The following is a 13,931-nucleotide window of genomic DNA, read 5'->3' as shown; positions in this document are numbered from 1 at the left end:
TATCAGGAACTTGTTCGCACCTTCCCTAGTTCGATGATAGAATCAATCAAAAGGTTGTGGAATGGTTGTTTGCTGGAAGATCGGTTTAAGTTATTTGTATTTGTGGCTATTTCGATACTTTATTTCGCGACGTTCGTGATGATACCGATTCTAGCCTATTTCATCTTTATTTTAGTAAAGAGTTCAAGATCATTAAGTGATTATTGACATAAATATTATGCACTAAATCGCAATTTGCCGTATTGCTGCCAAAAGGAGGAAGTATGTTCGATTTTTCTTCATCGAAGCCAACTGTATTGGTTATCGACGATACTCCAGAAAACCTCACGCTGATGTATCAGCTACTTAAAGATGATTATAAGGTAAAAGGGGCAAACGGCGGTGAGCGCGGGCTTACACTTGCCGAAACTGCTAATCCAGATTTGATCTTGCTCGATATCATGATGCCGGAAATAGATGGTTATCAAGTATGCCAGCAGCTTAAATCAAACCCAGCAACCAGTGATATCCCGATAATATTCCTCACAGCTAAAGCTGAAAGAATCGATGAACATAAAGGGCTAAAATTGGGTGCCGTTGACTACATAACCAAACCAATTAACCCAGAGGTCGTGAAGGCACGTGTTAAAACACATGTATCTCTCAAAGTGGCTTCCGATATCTTAAAAGACAAGAATCAAGTGCTAGAGCAAGAGGTCGAAAGACGAACCAACGAAGCTTTGCGGCAAAAAGAAGAGCTTCACGCAATTCAAGATGTTTCCATTTATGCCATGATTTCGTTAGCCGAATCCCGCGATAACGAAACGGGTAACCACATTAAACGTACCCAAGCTTACATAAAACGTTTAGCAGAGCAATTACGCCAAAACTCGCGTTATGTTTCAGAACTGACCGATGACTTTATTGCCCTGTTATATAAATCAGCGCCTCTGCACGATATCGGGAAAATAGGCATTCCAGACAACATCTTGCGGAAAGAAGGCTCCCTGACCGACGATGAATTTCGAGTGATGAAAACTCATACCACCATCGGTTATGAAGCGATTAAAAATGCTGAGAAAGTATGCGGCCAGCCTATGAAGTTCTTGATTGTCGCAAAAGAGATCGCCTACTCACATCACGAACGCTGGGATGGTGAAGGATACCCATTAGGTCTTGCTGGAGAGCAAATTCCGTTGTCCGCCCGACTCATGGCTATAGCAGACGTCTATGATGCGCTCATCAGCAAGCGAGTTTATAAACCTGCGTTTTCACATTCAGACGCAGTAAATATCATTGTGTCAGGCAAAGGCACTCAATTTGACCCTACTATCATCGATGCCTTCGCTGAAATTACAGATGAACTCGATGCCATTGCTCAAGAATACACTAACTAGATAAGACAAGTACTTATAGCCGTTTCTGAGACAAACATGAAAGACAAGAAAATCACCACACAATCGTGGGTGTGGCGTTCAATGGTCAAAACCGGAATCATTCCCCTCATTCTGGTGGAATCGGTTCTTATTGCCGTTTACCTAATAAGTAACCGTTTTATCAGTTCCGACAACATGGAATACATTTACACAAAAGTAAATGAAGAGTTGAAGATCTCATCGGAGAGAGAAGCAGCAATCATTAGAGAGAAGCTGCTCTCAATAGAAACCTTAACGGCCGTATACCAAAACGAAACAGAACGTGTTTTATCAGAAGAACACACCATTGACCGATCTGAAAAAGATAACCTTGCCGTGAGCGAAGATGGCGTCTTGTATTCTAAACAAGATTTAGGGGGCTCGGCTTCTTTCTACTCTGGTCTTACCGCCGAAAAAGATTGGGAGAAGGTGTATAAACTCGCTCACCTTGACCCACTGATGAAACAAATCAAAAATAATAGCGATTTGGTTGCGTCGATTTACTTTAATACCTGGGATTCATACAACCGAATCTACCCGTGGTTCTACACCGTCGCTCAGTACCCTCCCAAAATGGACATTCCGGAGTACAACTTTTACTACCTGGCAAACGCTGAAAACAATCCTGACCAGAAGACAATTTGGACAGATGTTTACATTGATCCTGCGGGCCACGGCTGGATGGCATCGGTTATCGCGCCGGTCTACAACCAAGGTTTTCTCGAGGGTGTTGTCGGGCTTGATATCAAAGTCAGTGACATTATAGAAAGCATTCAAAATCTAGCCATTCCTTGGGGCGGCTACGCTGTTTTAGTGAATAGTAACGGCACAATTATGGCTTTGCCACCACAAGGAGAACACGATTTTGGCTTGAAAGAACTCACTAAGTACAGCTACCAGCAAGCAATCACCAAAGAGATTTTTAAGCCTGAGGCATTTAACCTGTATAAACGTGATGGCACCGCTGACTTGAGCATGCGTTTACTCAAGAACACCAATGGGGTTATGCAGCTCAAACTGAATGGTGAAAATAAACTGCTATCATGGTCGACCATACCAGAAACTCAGTGGCGCTTACTGATAATTGTTGGTGAGAAGGAAATGTATGCGACTTCTCATGCGCTAGAACAAAAATACCAAAAAATTGGTTACATTCTGATCTTCTGTTTAGTGGTATTCTACACCTTGTTCTTTATCCTCATCTGGCGTTCGTCCAAGAAGACGAGTGAATTTATTGCTAAGCCATTAACTCAGTTCCAGAGCATGGTCAATCGAGTCGGGCTGGGTGATTTTAACTTAGCTCATGAAGGCTTCCGTTTAAAAGAGCTCAACGAAACAGCAAACGCGATCATCGACATGGGTGGCAAGTTGGATAGGCTTACCTCCGAACTGACTGAGGCAAAATTATCGGCTGAACATGCTAACCTAACCAAGAGCAAGTTTATTTCAAATGTCAGCCATGAAATACGTACGCCGATGAATTCGATTCTCGGGTTATCTTACATACTGTTAAATTCAGACCTCACGTCTGAGCAGAAAAATAACCTGTTGAAAATCGATAGATCAGGCAAGCATTTGCTGACACTGATTAACAACATTCTGGACCTTTCTAAACTTGAAGCAAATAAGGTTGATATTGAGAAGGCACCATTCGATATTCGAGCGACAATTCAGGATGTGTACGACATTTTTGAGCACCAATCCAGAAAAAACGATGTTCATCTTATGACTGAAGTTGATCAGTCCATTCCTCAGGTCGTTGGCGATCAACTTCGTATTAAGCAAATCCTCCTGAACTATGTGAGTAACGCCATCAAGTTTTCTAGAGGAGGAGATGTAACCATCGCAGTCAGTGTCGTGCAAAGAAGCGAAAAACATATTGACCTGCTATTTAGTGTCATGGATACGGGGATTGGTTTGTCTGAACACGACCAGACCGTCGTATTTGACAGCTATCAGCAGGTAGACGCCTCAACGACCCGAAAATACGGAGGTACTGGCCTTGGCCTTGCGATTTCTAAGCGCATTACAGAGTTAATGGGCGGTCATGTTGGTGTCGACAGTGAGCTAGATAAAGGAAGCAATTTCTGGTTTACCATCAAACTCGATATTGACCACTTCGGAGTATCAGTAATTCCTAAGTACAAAGACCTTCCAGAATCTGCGCTCGTTGATACCACTCATCTTCAACACGAGTGTGATATCAAATCAGTCGAGGAGTTTGAGTCTAAAGTGAGCCACCTGACAGCATTGCTAGAAGAGTGCGACTTAGAGTCTGAATTTTATTATTCCAAGTATAAGTCCTGTTTTGAAAAGCTTAATCCGGAACTGAGCTACGCTCTGTCTGAAGCAGTATCAAGTTATCATTTTGATGATGCTCTGGAGCTAATGGTTCAAATCAAAGTCGAGTTAAGTCAATTCAAAGAGACCGTTGTGGATGAGTTACTTTGAGACTGTAATTTAAATTGTGTATCTGCCTGTTTTTGATATGTTCATTCCAACAACGGAGACAGGCAAATTATGGACGAAAAGAAACTCAAAGCGCTGGCGGCTGGACTGGCTAAGGGCCTTAAAACCGAAGCCGATCTTAACCAGTTTTCTCGTATGTGAAGTGGTTTACTGAATTTGGCCACCTGAACAGAGGTGATATGCTCACCTCAGAACAACACAGGTGCCATAATGAAAAAAAGAAATTTCAGCGCAGAGTTTAAACGCGAATCCGCTCAACTGGTCGTTGACCAGAATTACACCGTGGCAGATGCAGCCAGCGCTATGGATGTCGGCCTTTCCACAATGACGCGATGGGTGAAACAATTACGTGATGAGCGGCAGGGAAAAACACCAAAAGCCTCCCCTATTACCCCGGAACAAATTGAAATCCGTGAGCTCAGGAAAAAGCTACAACGTATTGAAATGGAAAATGAAATATTAAAAAAGGCTACTGTAGATTCAATCTGTCAATGCAACACCCCTTTCAATTATCTCTTTCGGTGTTTTGAACTTCAGTGTCTTTCTCGGTCTGTTGTTTAGCTGAGCAGCAACCAGATCTAGTTCATGTTGAGTATATTGGGCAAGACATGTCTTTTTAGGAAAGTACTGCCGAATTAGCCCATTTGTGTTCTCATTTGTTCCCCGCTGCCAAGGACTCTGAGGATCGCAGAAGTAAACTTTAACGCCGGTGCTGACAGTAAATTCTAGATGTCTGGCCAGTTCCATTCCTCTGTCCCATGTCAGTGATTTTCTGAGTTCTGACGGTAAACTCAGGAATTTGTCGGTAAGAGCCTGATTTACTGAGACAGAATCTTTGCCCCTGAGTCTAAGGATGATCGTATAACGTGATTTTCGGTCTACAAGTGTGGCTATATGAGAGTTTTTTGTACCTGAGACTAAATCGCCCTCCCAATGCCCCAGAGAGCGTCTGTTATCGATATTTCGGGAACGTTCGTGAATTGGTGTTCCGTTCACTATGTTAATCGTACCTCTTTCGCCTTTGCGGGTATGACGCCTGCCATGGCGAAGGCTATGCGACCGTCGCAGATGCTGTATATTCAGGTGGTGTAGCGCTTCACGGCTACGAAAGTACAGCGTTTTATAAATTGTCTCAGGTGATATTCGCAGCGTTTTTTGACGTGGTTTTGTTCGCCTTAACCATCCTGATATTTGCTCTGGAGACCATTTCATCTCCAGCTTTTCCAGAACAAGCTTTCGCAATGGTAAATTTTGATCCAGTAAGCACGGTTTTGGCCTTTTCGCCATTCTGTTGGCTCGGTTATTAGCATCAACAGCTTTGTAATAGCGTCTGCCCCGATTACGCTGAACTTCACGTGAGATCGTCGAAGGACTGCGATTCAGCGCAGTAGCTATCGCACGAATGCTCATTTTGGCTGACAAACCAGCTCGTATCTCCTCGCGCTCAGACAGTGTCAGGTGAGCTACAGCCCGCTTACGCTCATGGGGTTTTATGCCGCCAGTATCCCTTAACATAGTGAAGATCGTTCCGGGTTTTGAACCCAGGATATTCGCTATTTCACTGAAGCCTGTTCCGTTCTTCCATAGTTCAAAAACAGAGGCTTTTTCCTCTGCTGTAAATGTTCGTCTCATTCAAAAAACCTCCGCAACCCCATGTTTTCACATAACTGTTGCGTTGACCAATTGAATCTACAACCGCGCTCTTGATGTCAGACTCCCTGAACAGTTCTCGATAATCGGGAAACTCAGGGCGCGTTATCCTGTGGCCACTCTCTGCCATGTGTTCGGGGTCCATCGCAGCAGCTACAAATACTGGAAAAACCGTCCTGAAAAGCCAGACGGCAGACGGGCTGTATTACGCAGCCAGGTACTTGAACTGCATGGCATCAGCCACGGCTCTGCCGGAGCAAGAAGCATCGCCACAATGGCAACCCAGAGAGGCTACCAGATGGGGCGCTGGCTTGCTGGCAGACTCATGAAAGAGCTGGGGCTGGTCAGTTGCCAGCAGCCGACTCACCGGTATAAGCGTGGCGGTCATGAGCACGTTGCTATCCCGAATCATCTTGAGCGACAGTTCGCCGTAACGGAACCAAATCAGGTGTGGTGCGGTGATGTGACCTATAGTGTGCCCGGAGTTCAGGGCGGGCATGGATGCTTAAATGAACCGCGAGTCTGTCTGGAATATTGAACCGGTAACTCACGATGAGAAACCCAACAATCCCACCGGGTGTGACGGTGGAGAACCTGAGCGGCAGTGACCTGCGGCATGCCCGCAGGGTGATGTAACCCGCTGACAACGGGGATTGAGGCGAGATCACTAAGCCGAGATGATCCTCAAGGTTAAGTACTGAAAGGCTGAAGAACATGAACCCGTTAATCCGCCTCTGTGGGTTGAAAACGTCACCACGGCCTACGTGATCTGACAGGCCGTGCAGGAGGAACTGGCAGTGATACGTAAGCACTGCCGGTCGAAGGTGTTTTGACATGTATGCGAAACACCGGGGCAGCAGCGTCTATCACGCTTGCGTTGCTGACTTCTGCCAACTTGCGGCAAGCAAGGATAAAGAGTGCGACGGGCAGCCTCCTCAGTATGCCTGAGTCCAGGCAGGTAAACCGGGGAAGGTCAGCGACGGATGTTAAGGGGGCATGGCTCCGATGACGCGCTGGCTGGCGGAGCTTCCGTAGTAGTCTGCGATGGGGAAAGCCCATTACATGGCGAAGGGAAGCAGTTTGAATGTGTTTGCGACGTGAATTAACTGACCTAACGAGGTGAAGACCTTTGATAATCAGCGAAATGCAACGCAAGCTTGCCACATGGGCAGCCACCGATCCGTCCCTACGGATTCAACGGCTGCTGCGTCTGATAACACAACCAGAATGGCTGGCTGAAGCGGCGCGGATCACGCTTTCATCAAAGGGGGCCCATACCCCAGGCGTTGATGGCGTGAACAAAACAATGCTACAGGCCAGACTGGCTGTTGAGCTGCAAATCCTCAGGGATGAATTACTCTCAGGCCACTACCAGCCCTTGCCCGCCAGACGGGTTTACATCCCTAAAAGCAACGGCAAACTGCGACCACTGGGTATCCCCGCGTTGCGGGATCGTATTGTTCAGCGGGCCATGCTGATGGCGATGGAGCCGATATGGGAGAGTGATTTTCATACGCTCTCATATGGCTTCCGGCCTGAGCGCAGTGTCCACCACGCGATCCGCACGGTGAAATTACAGCTCACAGACTGTGGTGAAACCCGGGGACGCTGGGTGATTGAAGGCGACCTGTCCAGTTACTTCGACACCGTACATCATCGACTGCTGATGAAGGCTGTACGCCGCAGGATCAGTGACGCACGTTTCATGACTCTGCTGTGGAAAACCATCAAGGCGGGACATATCGATGTCGGTCTCTTTCGGGCGGCCAGTGAAGGTGTACCACAGGGCGGTGTTATATCGCCGCTATTATCGAACATCATGCTGAATGAGTTCGATCAATACCTGCATGAGCGCTACCTGAGCGGGAAAGCCAGAAAAGATCAGTGGTACTGGAATAACAGTATCCAACGGGGCCGAAGTACGGCGGTCAGAGAAAACTGGCAGTGGAAACCCGCGGTGGCGTACTGCCGCTATGCCGATGATTTTGTCCTCATCGTCAAAGGCACCAAAGCACAGGCGGAAGCCATCAGGGAGGAGTGTCGGGGTGTGCTCGAAGGCAGTCTGAAACTCAGGCTGAACATGGATAAGACTAAAATCACCCATGTTAATGACGGCTTTATCTTTCTGGGGCACAGGATCATTCGCAAACGCAGTCGTTATGGCGAGATGCGAGTGGTCTCAACGATCCCGCAGGAGAAAGCCAGAAACTTCGCCGCATCGCTGACAGCACTGTTATCAGGCAACTACAGTGAAAGCAAAGTCGATATGGCTGAACAACTCAACCGAAAACTGAAAGGCTGGGCCATGTTCTATCAGTTCGTTGATTTTAAGGCCAAAGTCTTCAGTTATATCGACCGTGTCGTGTTCTGGAAGCTGGCTCACTGGCTGGCCCGCAAATACCGTACAGGTATCGCTTCCCTGATGAGGTGGTGGTGTAAATCACCGAAACCGGGTCAGAGCAAAACGTGGGTTTTATTTGGTAAAACCAATCACGGCAAGCTCAGCGGCGAAATACTGTACCGGTTGGTGGGGCAAGGCAAGAAGCTGTTCCGCTGGCGGCTACCCGAAGGTAATCCCTATCTGAGGACGGAGACCAGAAACACGTATACATCGCGCTTTACAGAAGTGGCAATGGCGTTCGCCAGCATTTAAATGGAGAGCCGGATGCGCTGAAAGGTGCACGTCCGGTTCGGGGAGGAGAGGCAGGGAAATAGTCCGACTACGCCCTGCCTCTTACTCTACTCTGGACGGGTAAGCGCTGGGCGTACCTCGCCGTTGTTCTCGACCTGTTCGCAAGAAAACCAGTGGGCTGGGCCATGTCGTTCTCGCCGGACAGCAGGCTTACCATGAAGGCACTGGAAATGGCATGGGAAACCCGTGGTAAGCCCGTCGGGGTGATGTTCCACAGCGATAGTAATAATGCCGATGTCAGTCTTTACCACCACTTAGTTTGCCGTTTAACCAGATTGGTGTGATTACTGATGCAGTGAAGACCTTCCCGCATCCTGACTCACACAGCGATCGACCTTTTGTGTCCTGCCCTGGACCCGTCGGTTGCCGGAAGCGCCTTCATGCGAGGCATCTCCTCACCGATGCGCGTGACTCAAGAAGGGCCTGACGGCTTGTCTCGTTACTGTCCTGTCCGGGTTATCTGTCTGGAGATTCAACTCTGTTTCCTCACAGGAGCTCTGTCATGGTTGATAAAGTTACCGAAGCTGCCGTTGTGGGTGGCGTGGATACACATAAAGATTTGCACGTTGCCGCTGTCGTAGATCAGAACAATAAAGTCCTTGGGACTCAGTATTTCTCCACAACACGACAAGGTTACCGGCAGATGCTGGCATGGATGACCTCGTTTGGGACATTAAAGCGAATTGGTGTTGAGTGCACAGGTACCTATGGTTCCGGTTTGCTTCGTTATTTTCAGAACGCCGGGTTAGAAGTTCTTGAGGTGACTGCTCCAGACCGGATGGAGCGACGCAAACGGGGTAAAAGTGACACAATTGATGCTGAATGTGCCGCTCATGCAGCATTCTCAGGCATCAGGACAGTTACTCCCAAAACGCGTGATGGCATGATTGAGTCCCTGCGGGTATTAAAAACTTGCCGAAAAACAGCAATATCAGCCCGCAGAGTCGCTCTCCAGATTATCCATTCAAATATTATCTCTGCCCCGGATGAATTACGTGAACAGCTCAGAAATATGACGCGCATGCAGCTCATCAGGACCCTGGGTTCCTGGAGACCTGATGCCAGTGAATACCGCAATGTAACCAACGTTTATCGCATTTCATTAAAGTCCCTTGCCCGACGCTATCTCGAGTTACATGACGAAATCGCTGATCTGGATGTCATGATTGCGGCAATTGTCGACGAGTTGGCACCTGAGCTGATTAAACGTAATGCTATCGGATACGAAAGCGCTTCACAGTTGCTGATCACTGCCGGAGACAATCCTCAACGGTTAAGATCAGAATCAGGATTTGCGGCACTGTGTGGTGTCAGCCCGGTCCCCGTTTCTTCTGGAAAAACGAACCGTTACCGACTTAATCGTGGTGGAGATCGTGCTGCAAATAGTGCACTTCACATCATCGCCATCGGACGCTTACGAACTGACGCAAAAACAAAGGAATATGTCGCCAGGCGTGTAGCCGAAGGACATACAAAAATGGAAGCGATACGCTGTCTAAAGCGATATATCTCCCGCGAAGTTTACACGTTACTGCGCAATCAAAACAGGCGGATCAACAGTATCCCGATAACAGCTTGACTCTTAGAAGGGCGTCCAAGGCAGTCATTATACGAGCAGGCAGTTCCGGCAGTTACTGTGGCGATACCGGATCAGGCAGAGTATGAGTCGGCGTGGAAACTGCTGGGATAACAGCCCAATGGAGCGCTTCTTCAGGAGTCTGAAGAACGAATGGGTGCCGGCGACGGGCTATGTAAGCTTCAGCGATGCAGCTCACGCAATAACGGACTATATTGTTGGATATTACAGCGCACTAAGACCGCACGAATATAATGGTGGGTTACCACCAAACGAATCAGAAAATCGATACTGGAAAAACTCTAACGCGGTGGCCAGTTTTAGTTGACCACAACACCTTGCCAGAGGACAAATCCTTTGTCCCGCAACTATGGTTTTTTATTAGGATTTTCGCCACTGAATAAATTATAATAAATTGATTTTATAAGATATTCGTCATGGGCTATATGACCAGTACGAGTTGCATGCTCTAATGTTTCAGATGCCAGTATATGTGCGGCTTCAGCAAACATCCCAGGCCAACCCTTACTCAGCATAGACAGTCCTTTAAGGACTCTTATCTGAATCTCCCTCATACTCGCACCATCACGTGCAACAGGTAAGAAAAAGTCTTCCAGTAGGTCTTTGATCTGAAGTGGCGCAACATGTACTGAAGGATATATCACTTCAGTTTCATCTATTTTATTCTGCGCGTAAGCGGAGAGTATTCGAACACCTCTGCCAATGACATCAATCGCAGTACCGGGATCGTTTACTGCGGGCGAAAGGGCCCTGCAGGCTATTTCGGCCATGACGCTGAGACAGAATCGGGGATCCTGAGCAAATGAACGCACATCCGAGACAATGATCGTTTCAAGTAAATCGGTACAGATTGATGACTCCTGACCAGAACTCAGGTACAAAACTGGCATCGATGGATGTATGAAACTGCCTGGCTGCGCCACAAGATATACATGACGAGGATCATTGCTCAGCAGACTGCCGAGCTTGACCATGTCAATATATTCAACATAGCCAATTTTCTCCGGATATACGGCAACAGTTCCTTTTGGTTGTTCATTGTTCTCAAGCCATGGATATCCGCCAAGACATGGACTTTTTGCTCTCGCAATAAATGTCTCGATCGCCGCCTGTTCTACTTTTGCTGTTGTCTCACCTACCCTGCCCAGAGAGGTCAAATGCTGTATCCAGCGAAGCAATGTGATGATTATTAAGGCAATGACAACCAGTGTTACAATGAATAAAATGACTCTACCCCTTTCTCCGTAGGCTCCCATATTGAGGGCAATAATCCCTACCAGGCTGAAGAGAAAAGAACCGATAAAAGTGGCCAGTACATTTTGTGTGGTTACGTCTTCTACAACTAAACGCGTGGCTCTGGGCGTCACATTAGTAGTGGCTGAACCGTAAGCGGTGACCATGATACTCAGTGAAAATGTGGTCACCGCCAGCATACTCGATGCCAGTATGTTCAGAATATTATCAACTGCTTCCGCACCAACCTTCACTGATACTGACTCTGGGATCATTGATCTAAAAAGAATAGATAAAAGGGCCGTTATTATTGCTACCATTGCAAATAACGTTGCCCTGAACCATAGCTTTTTAAGTGTCTGCCTGAGAATCCATTGCCAGCGTGAAATCATTCAGCATATCCTTGTATTAAGTTCGGGAAAATAAATGCCGCGCGGCAGGACGGCATTTTTGTATTAACGAACGAGGTGCAGGAAGTGCAGGTGTTTTTCGTACTGGTCCAGTATGTCATTAATCAGCTGTTCCTGATTCCAGCCCATCACATCATAGTTTTGACCGCCTTCTTTCAGATAGACCTCAGCGCGATAATATCGATGTTGCTCAACCTGCTGCTCGTCATTGTCCATTGCAGCCATGGCGAAAGCCGGTGAGTTATAGCCACGAAGTCTCACTTCATAAATAAAGTTCAGCTCATTGCCCAAATCGACTTCAAGCCGAATTCGTTCGTCATCAGTATCACTTATATGGCTTATCGTTCCCTGTTTATTCAGTTCTTCCTGAACCAGCGTCATGGCGGGCTGGATAACGTCGCCCATAAAGCGTTTCACAAGAGAGCGCTTTGGCAGATAAGCGATATTGCGCAAGCGTCTCTGCCATGGAATCGGGTTACGCGCTGCAGTCGGAGCAATAGTCGCCATGCTCAGGCTTTCACGCTTGGTCAAATCCCGACGCAGGGCTTTTAATAATCCGTATATGGATATCAGTAAAATCACTGAGAAAGGTAATGCGCTCGCTATTGTCACGGTTTGCAGCGCGCTCAGTCCCCCCGCAATCAGCAGTGCGATTGCCACAATCCCCATGAGCGAGGCCCAGAAAATTCGCTGCCATACAGGCGTGTTAGCGACGCCACCCGATGCCAGCGTATCAACAACCATTGCCCCGGAGTCAGCCGAGGTGACAAAGAAGACAATGACCATCGCCATTGCAATAAATGACAGCACGGAAGAAAACGGGAAATGCTCCAGGAAATTAAACAGGGCCAGCGCGACATCCTGCTGAACGGTATTGGCGAGATCAGCCGCCCCCTGGTGCATAATGAGATAGATTGCGCTGTTACCAAACACCGTCATCCACATGAGCGTGAAGCCGGCGGGAACAAACAGCACGCCGGTGACAAACTCGCGAATGGTTCGACCGCGCGAGACTCTTGCGATGAACATCCCCACAAACGGCGACCATGAAAGCCACCATCCCCAGTACAGTAATGTCCAGCCCCCCAGCCAGTTGCTCGACTTAGGTTCATACGCATAAAGGTTAAAAGTTTTACTCACCAGTTCAGAAAGATAACCGCCCGTATTTTCCACAAATGACTTCAGCAGAAGCACGGTTGGTCCCAGACACAGGACCAGCGCCAGCAGCAGCACTGCCAGGCCCAGGTTGAGCTCAGACAGTATACGTATTCCCTTGTCCAGGCCGGACACCACCGAAATCGTCGCTAAACCAGTGATGACAACGATTAGAATCACCTGCACCGTTTCATTAATAGGCACCCCGAAAAGATGATTCAAACCAGCATTCACCTGCAAAACACCGTACCCCAGCGATGTCGCAACGCCAAAGACGGTGCCAATAACGGCGAAAATATCAACCGCATGGCCTACAGGTCCGTATATGCGCTCGCCAATAATGGGATAAAGTGCGGAACGCAGCGTTAAAGGCAGACCGTGACGGTAACTGAAAAAGGCCAGGATCAGTGCCACAATGGCATAGATTGCCCATGCGTGCAGGCCCCAGTGGAAGAACGTCAGGCGCATTGCTTCCTTCGCTGCCGCAACGGTCTCTGGAGTGCCGACAGGAGGTGAAAGATAATGCATCACAGGTTCAGCAACGCCAAAGAACATCAGGCCGATCCCCATCCCTGCCGAGAAAAGCATCGCAAACCAGGAGTGATAGCTAAAATCAGGCTGCGCATGGTCCGGACCCAGTTTGATATCACCGTAGCGTGAGAGTCCCAGGAACGAGACACTCAGTAGAATCAGGGCCACTGCAAGGATGTAGAACCAGCTGGCATTCGTGAAGATTTGTTGCTGAAGTAGTTTAAAATTTTTGTCGGCGACATCCGGGAATACAGCGGCAAAGGCGACAAGAAGGAAAATTAACAAAGCAGATGTAAAGAATACCGCTTTGTTAATCTGGCTTTTAGACTTCTTTTGGATTGTATCATTTTCACTCATAATCATTTATTCCATTAATTAAAATCCGCACTGTATAGAGGGTACTACATCTCAAAGATTAGCAAACTTCAACTTACGATGCGGCGTCAATCGGAATGCAGAGTGCAAGAGTGGCCATACAGATATCCTGTTGATAGTCTGCCAGCCGTCTTCTGGAGCATTTGATTTGCATAAATTGCATCAGATCTGGGGATTCACTTTGATTAGAGCAATATTGAGAATGACTTACTAACGTCTGATGTTGCGTAAAGCGGGCTTTAAGGATGGTCGCAATGTCAGAGGTAAGGACAGACGTTCAGGATGCAAATAATCAGTGCCGGTTCGTCGCTGATTTTCCTTCAGGCTGACTTGTCCAAAACGAGTAACAATCGCCGGTGATGCTGCCAACTTACTGATTTAGTGTATGATGGTGTTTTTGAGGTGCTCCAGTGGCTTCTGTTTCT

Annotated in this window: 7 protein-coding genes and 5 pseudogenes; 8 read left to right on the top strand and 4 right to left on the bottom strand. The window is 47.6% G+C overall.

Going from position 1 to position 13,931, the window contains the following annotated elements; translation table 11 throughout:
* Positions 1-263: 263 nt before the first annotated feature.
* From ACOTXR_RS24390 to ACOTXR_RS24380, 3 genes and pseudogenes are all read left to right on the top strand, one after another.
* Complete coding sequence (locus ACOTXR_RS24390; protein WP_104868956.1) at positions 264-1,376, top strand: response regulator; 1,113 nt, start codon at positions 264-266, stop codon at positions 1,374-1,376.
* Positions 1,377-1,412: 36 nt separating this feature from the next.
* The gene (locus tag ACOTXR_RS24385; RefSeq protein ID WP_222834550.1) at positions 1,413-3,845 is read left to right on the top strand and encodes a hybrid sensor histidine kinase/response regulator; all 2,433 of its coding nucleotides are present in this window, start codon (positions 1,413-1,415) and stop codon (positions 3,843-3,845) included.
* A gap of 228 nt (positions 3,846-4,073) precedes the next feature.
* Positions 4,074-4,331, top strand: a pseudogene (locus ACOTXR_RS24380) (transposase); the annotation flags it as partial.
* Positions 4,332-4,343: 12 nt separating this feature from the next.
* Here the strand turns inward: ACOTXR_RS24380 and ACOTXR_RS24375 are convergent.
* Positions 4,344-5,495: an IS30-like element IS30 family transposase gene (locus ACOTXR_RS24375; protein ID WP_001254932.1), complete on the bottom strand. Its 1,152-nt coding sequence runs from the start codon at positions 5,493-5,495 to the stop codon at positions 4,344-4,346.
* Positions 5,492-5,572, bottom strand: a pseudogene (locus ACOTXR_RS24370) (hypothetical protein); the annotation flags it as partial. The gene ACOTXR_RS24375 and the pseudogene ACOTXR_RS24370, both read right to left, overlap by 4 nt.
* Here ACOTXR_RS24370 and ACOTXR_RS24365 point away from each other — a divergent pair.
* The 5 genes and pseudogenes from ACOTXR_RS24365 to ACOTXR_RS24345 form a co-directional block, all read left to right on the top strand.
* Positions 5,560-5,985: pseudogene (locus ACOTXR_RS24365) on the top strand (IS3 family transposase); the annotation flags it as partial. The pseudogenes ACOTXR_RS24370 and ACOTXR_RS24365 overlap by 13 nt on opposite strands.
* A gap of 672 nt (positions 5,986-6,657) precedes the next feature.
* Positions 6,658-8,166, top strand: a complete 1,509-nt coding sequence (gene ltrA, locus ACOTXR_RS24360; protein ID WP_032142620.1) for a group II intron reverse transcriptase/maturase — start codon at positions 6,658-6,660, stop codon at positions 8,164-8,166.
* 80 nt (positions 8,167-8,246) lie between these two features.
* A pseudogene (locus ACOTXR_RS24355) lies at positions 8,247-8,435 on the top strand (DDE-type integrase/transposase/recombinase); the annotation flags it as partial.
* Between the two features lie 272 nt (positions 8,436-8,707).
* Entirely contained in the window at positions 8,708-9,784 is a 1,077-nt protein-coding gene (locus ACOTXR_RS24350) for an IS110 family transposase (protein WP_000227969.1), read from the top strand.
* A 16-nt stretch (positions 9,785-9,800) separates the two neighbouring features.
* Positions 9,801-10,109, top strand: a pseudogene (locus ACOTXR_RS24345) (integrase core domain-containing protein); the annotation flags it as partial.
* Positions 10,110-10,149: 40 nt separating this feature from the next.
* On the opposite strand, the gene ACOTXR_RS24340 reads toward ACOTXR_RS24345, so the two are convergent.
* Together ACOTXR_RS24340 and ACOTXR_RS24335 are read right to left on the bottom strand one after the other, a co-directional pair.
* Positions 10,150-11,427: a DUF2254 domain-containing protein gene (locus ACOTXR_RS24340; protein WP_045890830.1), complete on the bottom strand. Its 1,278-nt coding sequence runs from the start codon at positions 11,425-11,427 to the stop codon at positions 10,150-10,152.
* 63 nt (positions 11,428-11,490) lie between these two features.
* Positions 11,491-13,488 carry a BCCT family transporter gene (locus ACOTXR_RS24335; protein ID WP_158649110.1) on the bottom strand — a complete coding sequence of 666 codons (1,998 nt, stop codon included), beginning with the start codon at positions 13,486-13,488 and terminating at the stop codon, positions 11,491-11,493.
* Positions 13,489-13,931: the final 443 nt, after the last annotated feature.

Source organism: Enterobacter cloacae complex sp. IR53030, from assembly GCF_049238365.1.
GTDB lineage: Bacteria > Pseudomonadota > Gammaproteobacteria > Enterobacterales > Enterobacteriaceae > Enterobacter > Enterobacter kobei.
This window is presented reverse-complemented; position numbering and strand designations above follow the sequence as displayed.

Bases quoted from the DNA above. Each gene is read 5' to 3' on its own strand.
- ACOTXR_RS24390 (WP_104868956.1), top strand. From the start codon at position 264: ATGTTCGATTTTTCTTCATCGAAGCCAACTGTATTGGTTATCGACGAT.
- ACOTXR_RS24385 (WP_222834550.1), top strand. From the start codon at position 1,413: ATGAAAGACAAGAAAATCACCACACAATCGTGGGTGTGGCGTTCAATG.
- ACOTXR_RS24375 (WP_001254932.1), bottom strand. From the start codon at position 5,495: ATGAGACGAACATTTACAGCAGAGGAAAAAGCCTCTGTTTTTGAACTA.
- ltrA (WP_032142620.1), top strand. From the start codon at position 6,658: ATGCAACGCAAGCTTGCCACATGGGCAGCCACCGATCCGTCCCTACGG.
- ACOTXR_RS24350 (WP_000227969.1), top strand. From the start codon at position 8,708: ATGGTTGATAAAGTTACCGAAGCTGCCGTTGTGGGTGGCGTGGATACA.
- ACOTXR_RS24340 (WP_045890830.1), bottom strand. From the start codon at position 11,427: ATGATTTCACGCTGGCAATGGATTCTCAGGCAGACACTTAAAAAGCTA.
- ACOTXR_RS24335 (WP_158649110.1), bottom strand. From the start codon at position 13,488: ATGAGTGAAAATGATACAATCCAAAAGAAGTCTAAAAGCCAGATTAAC.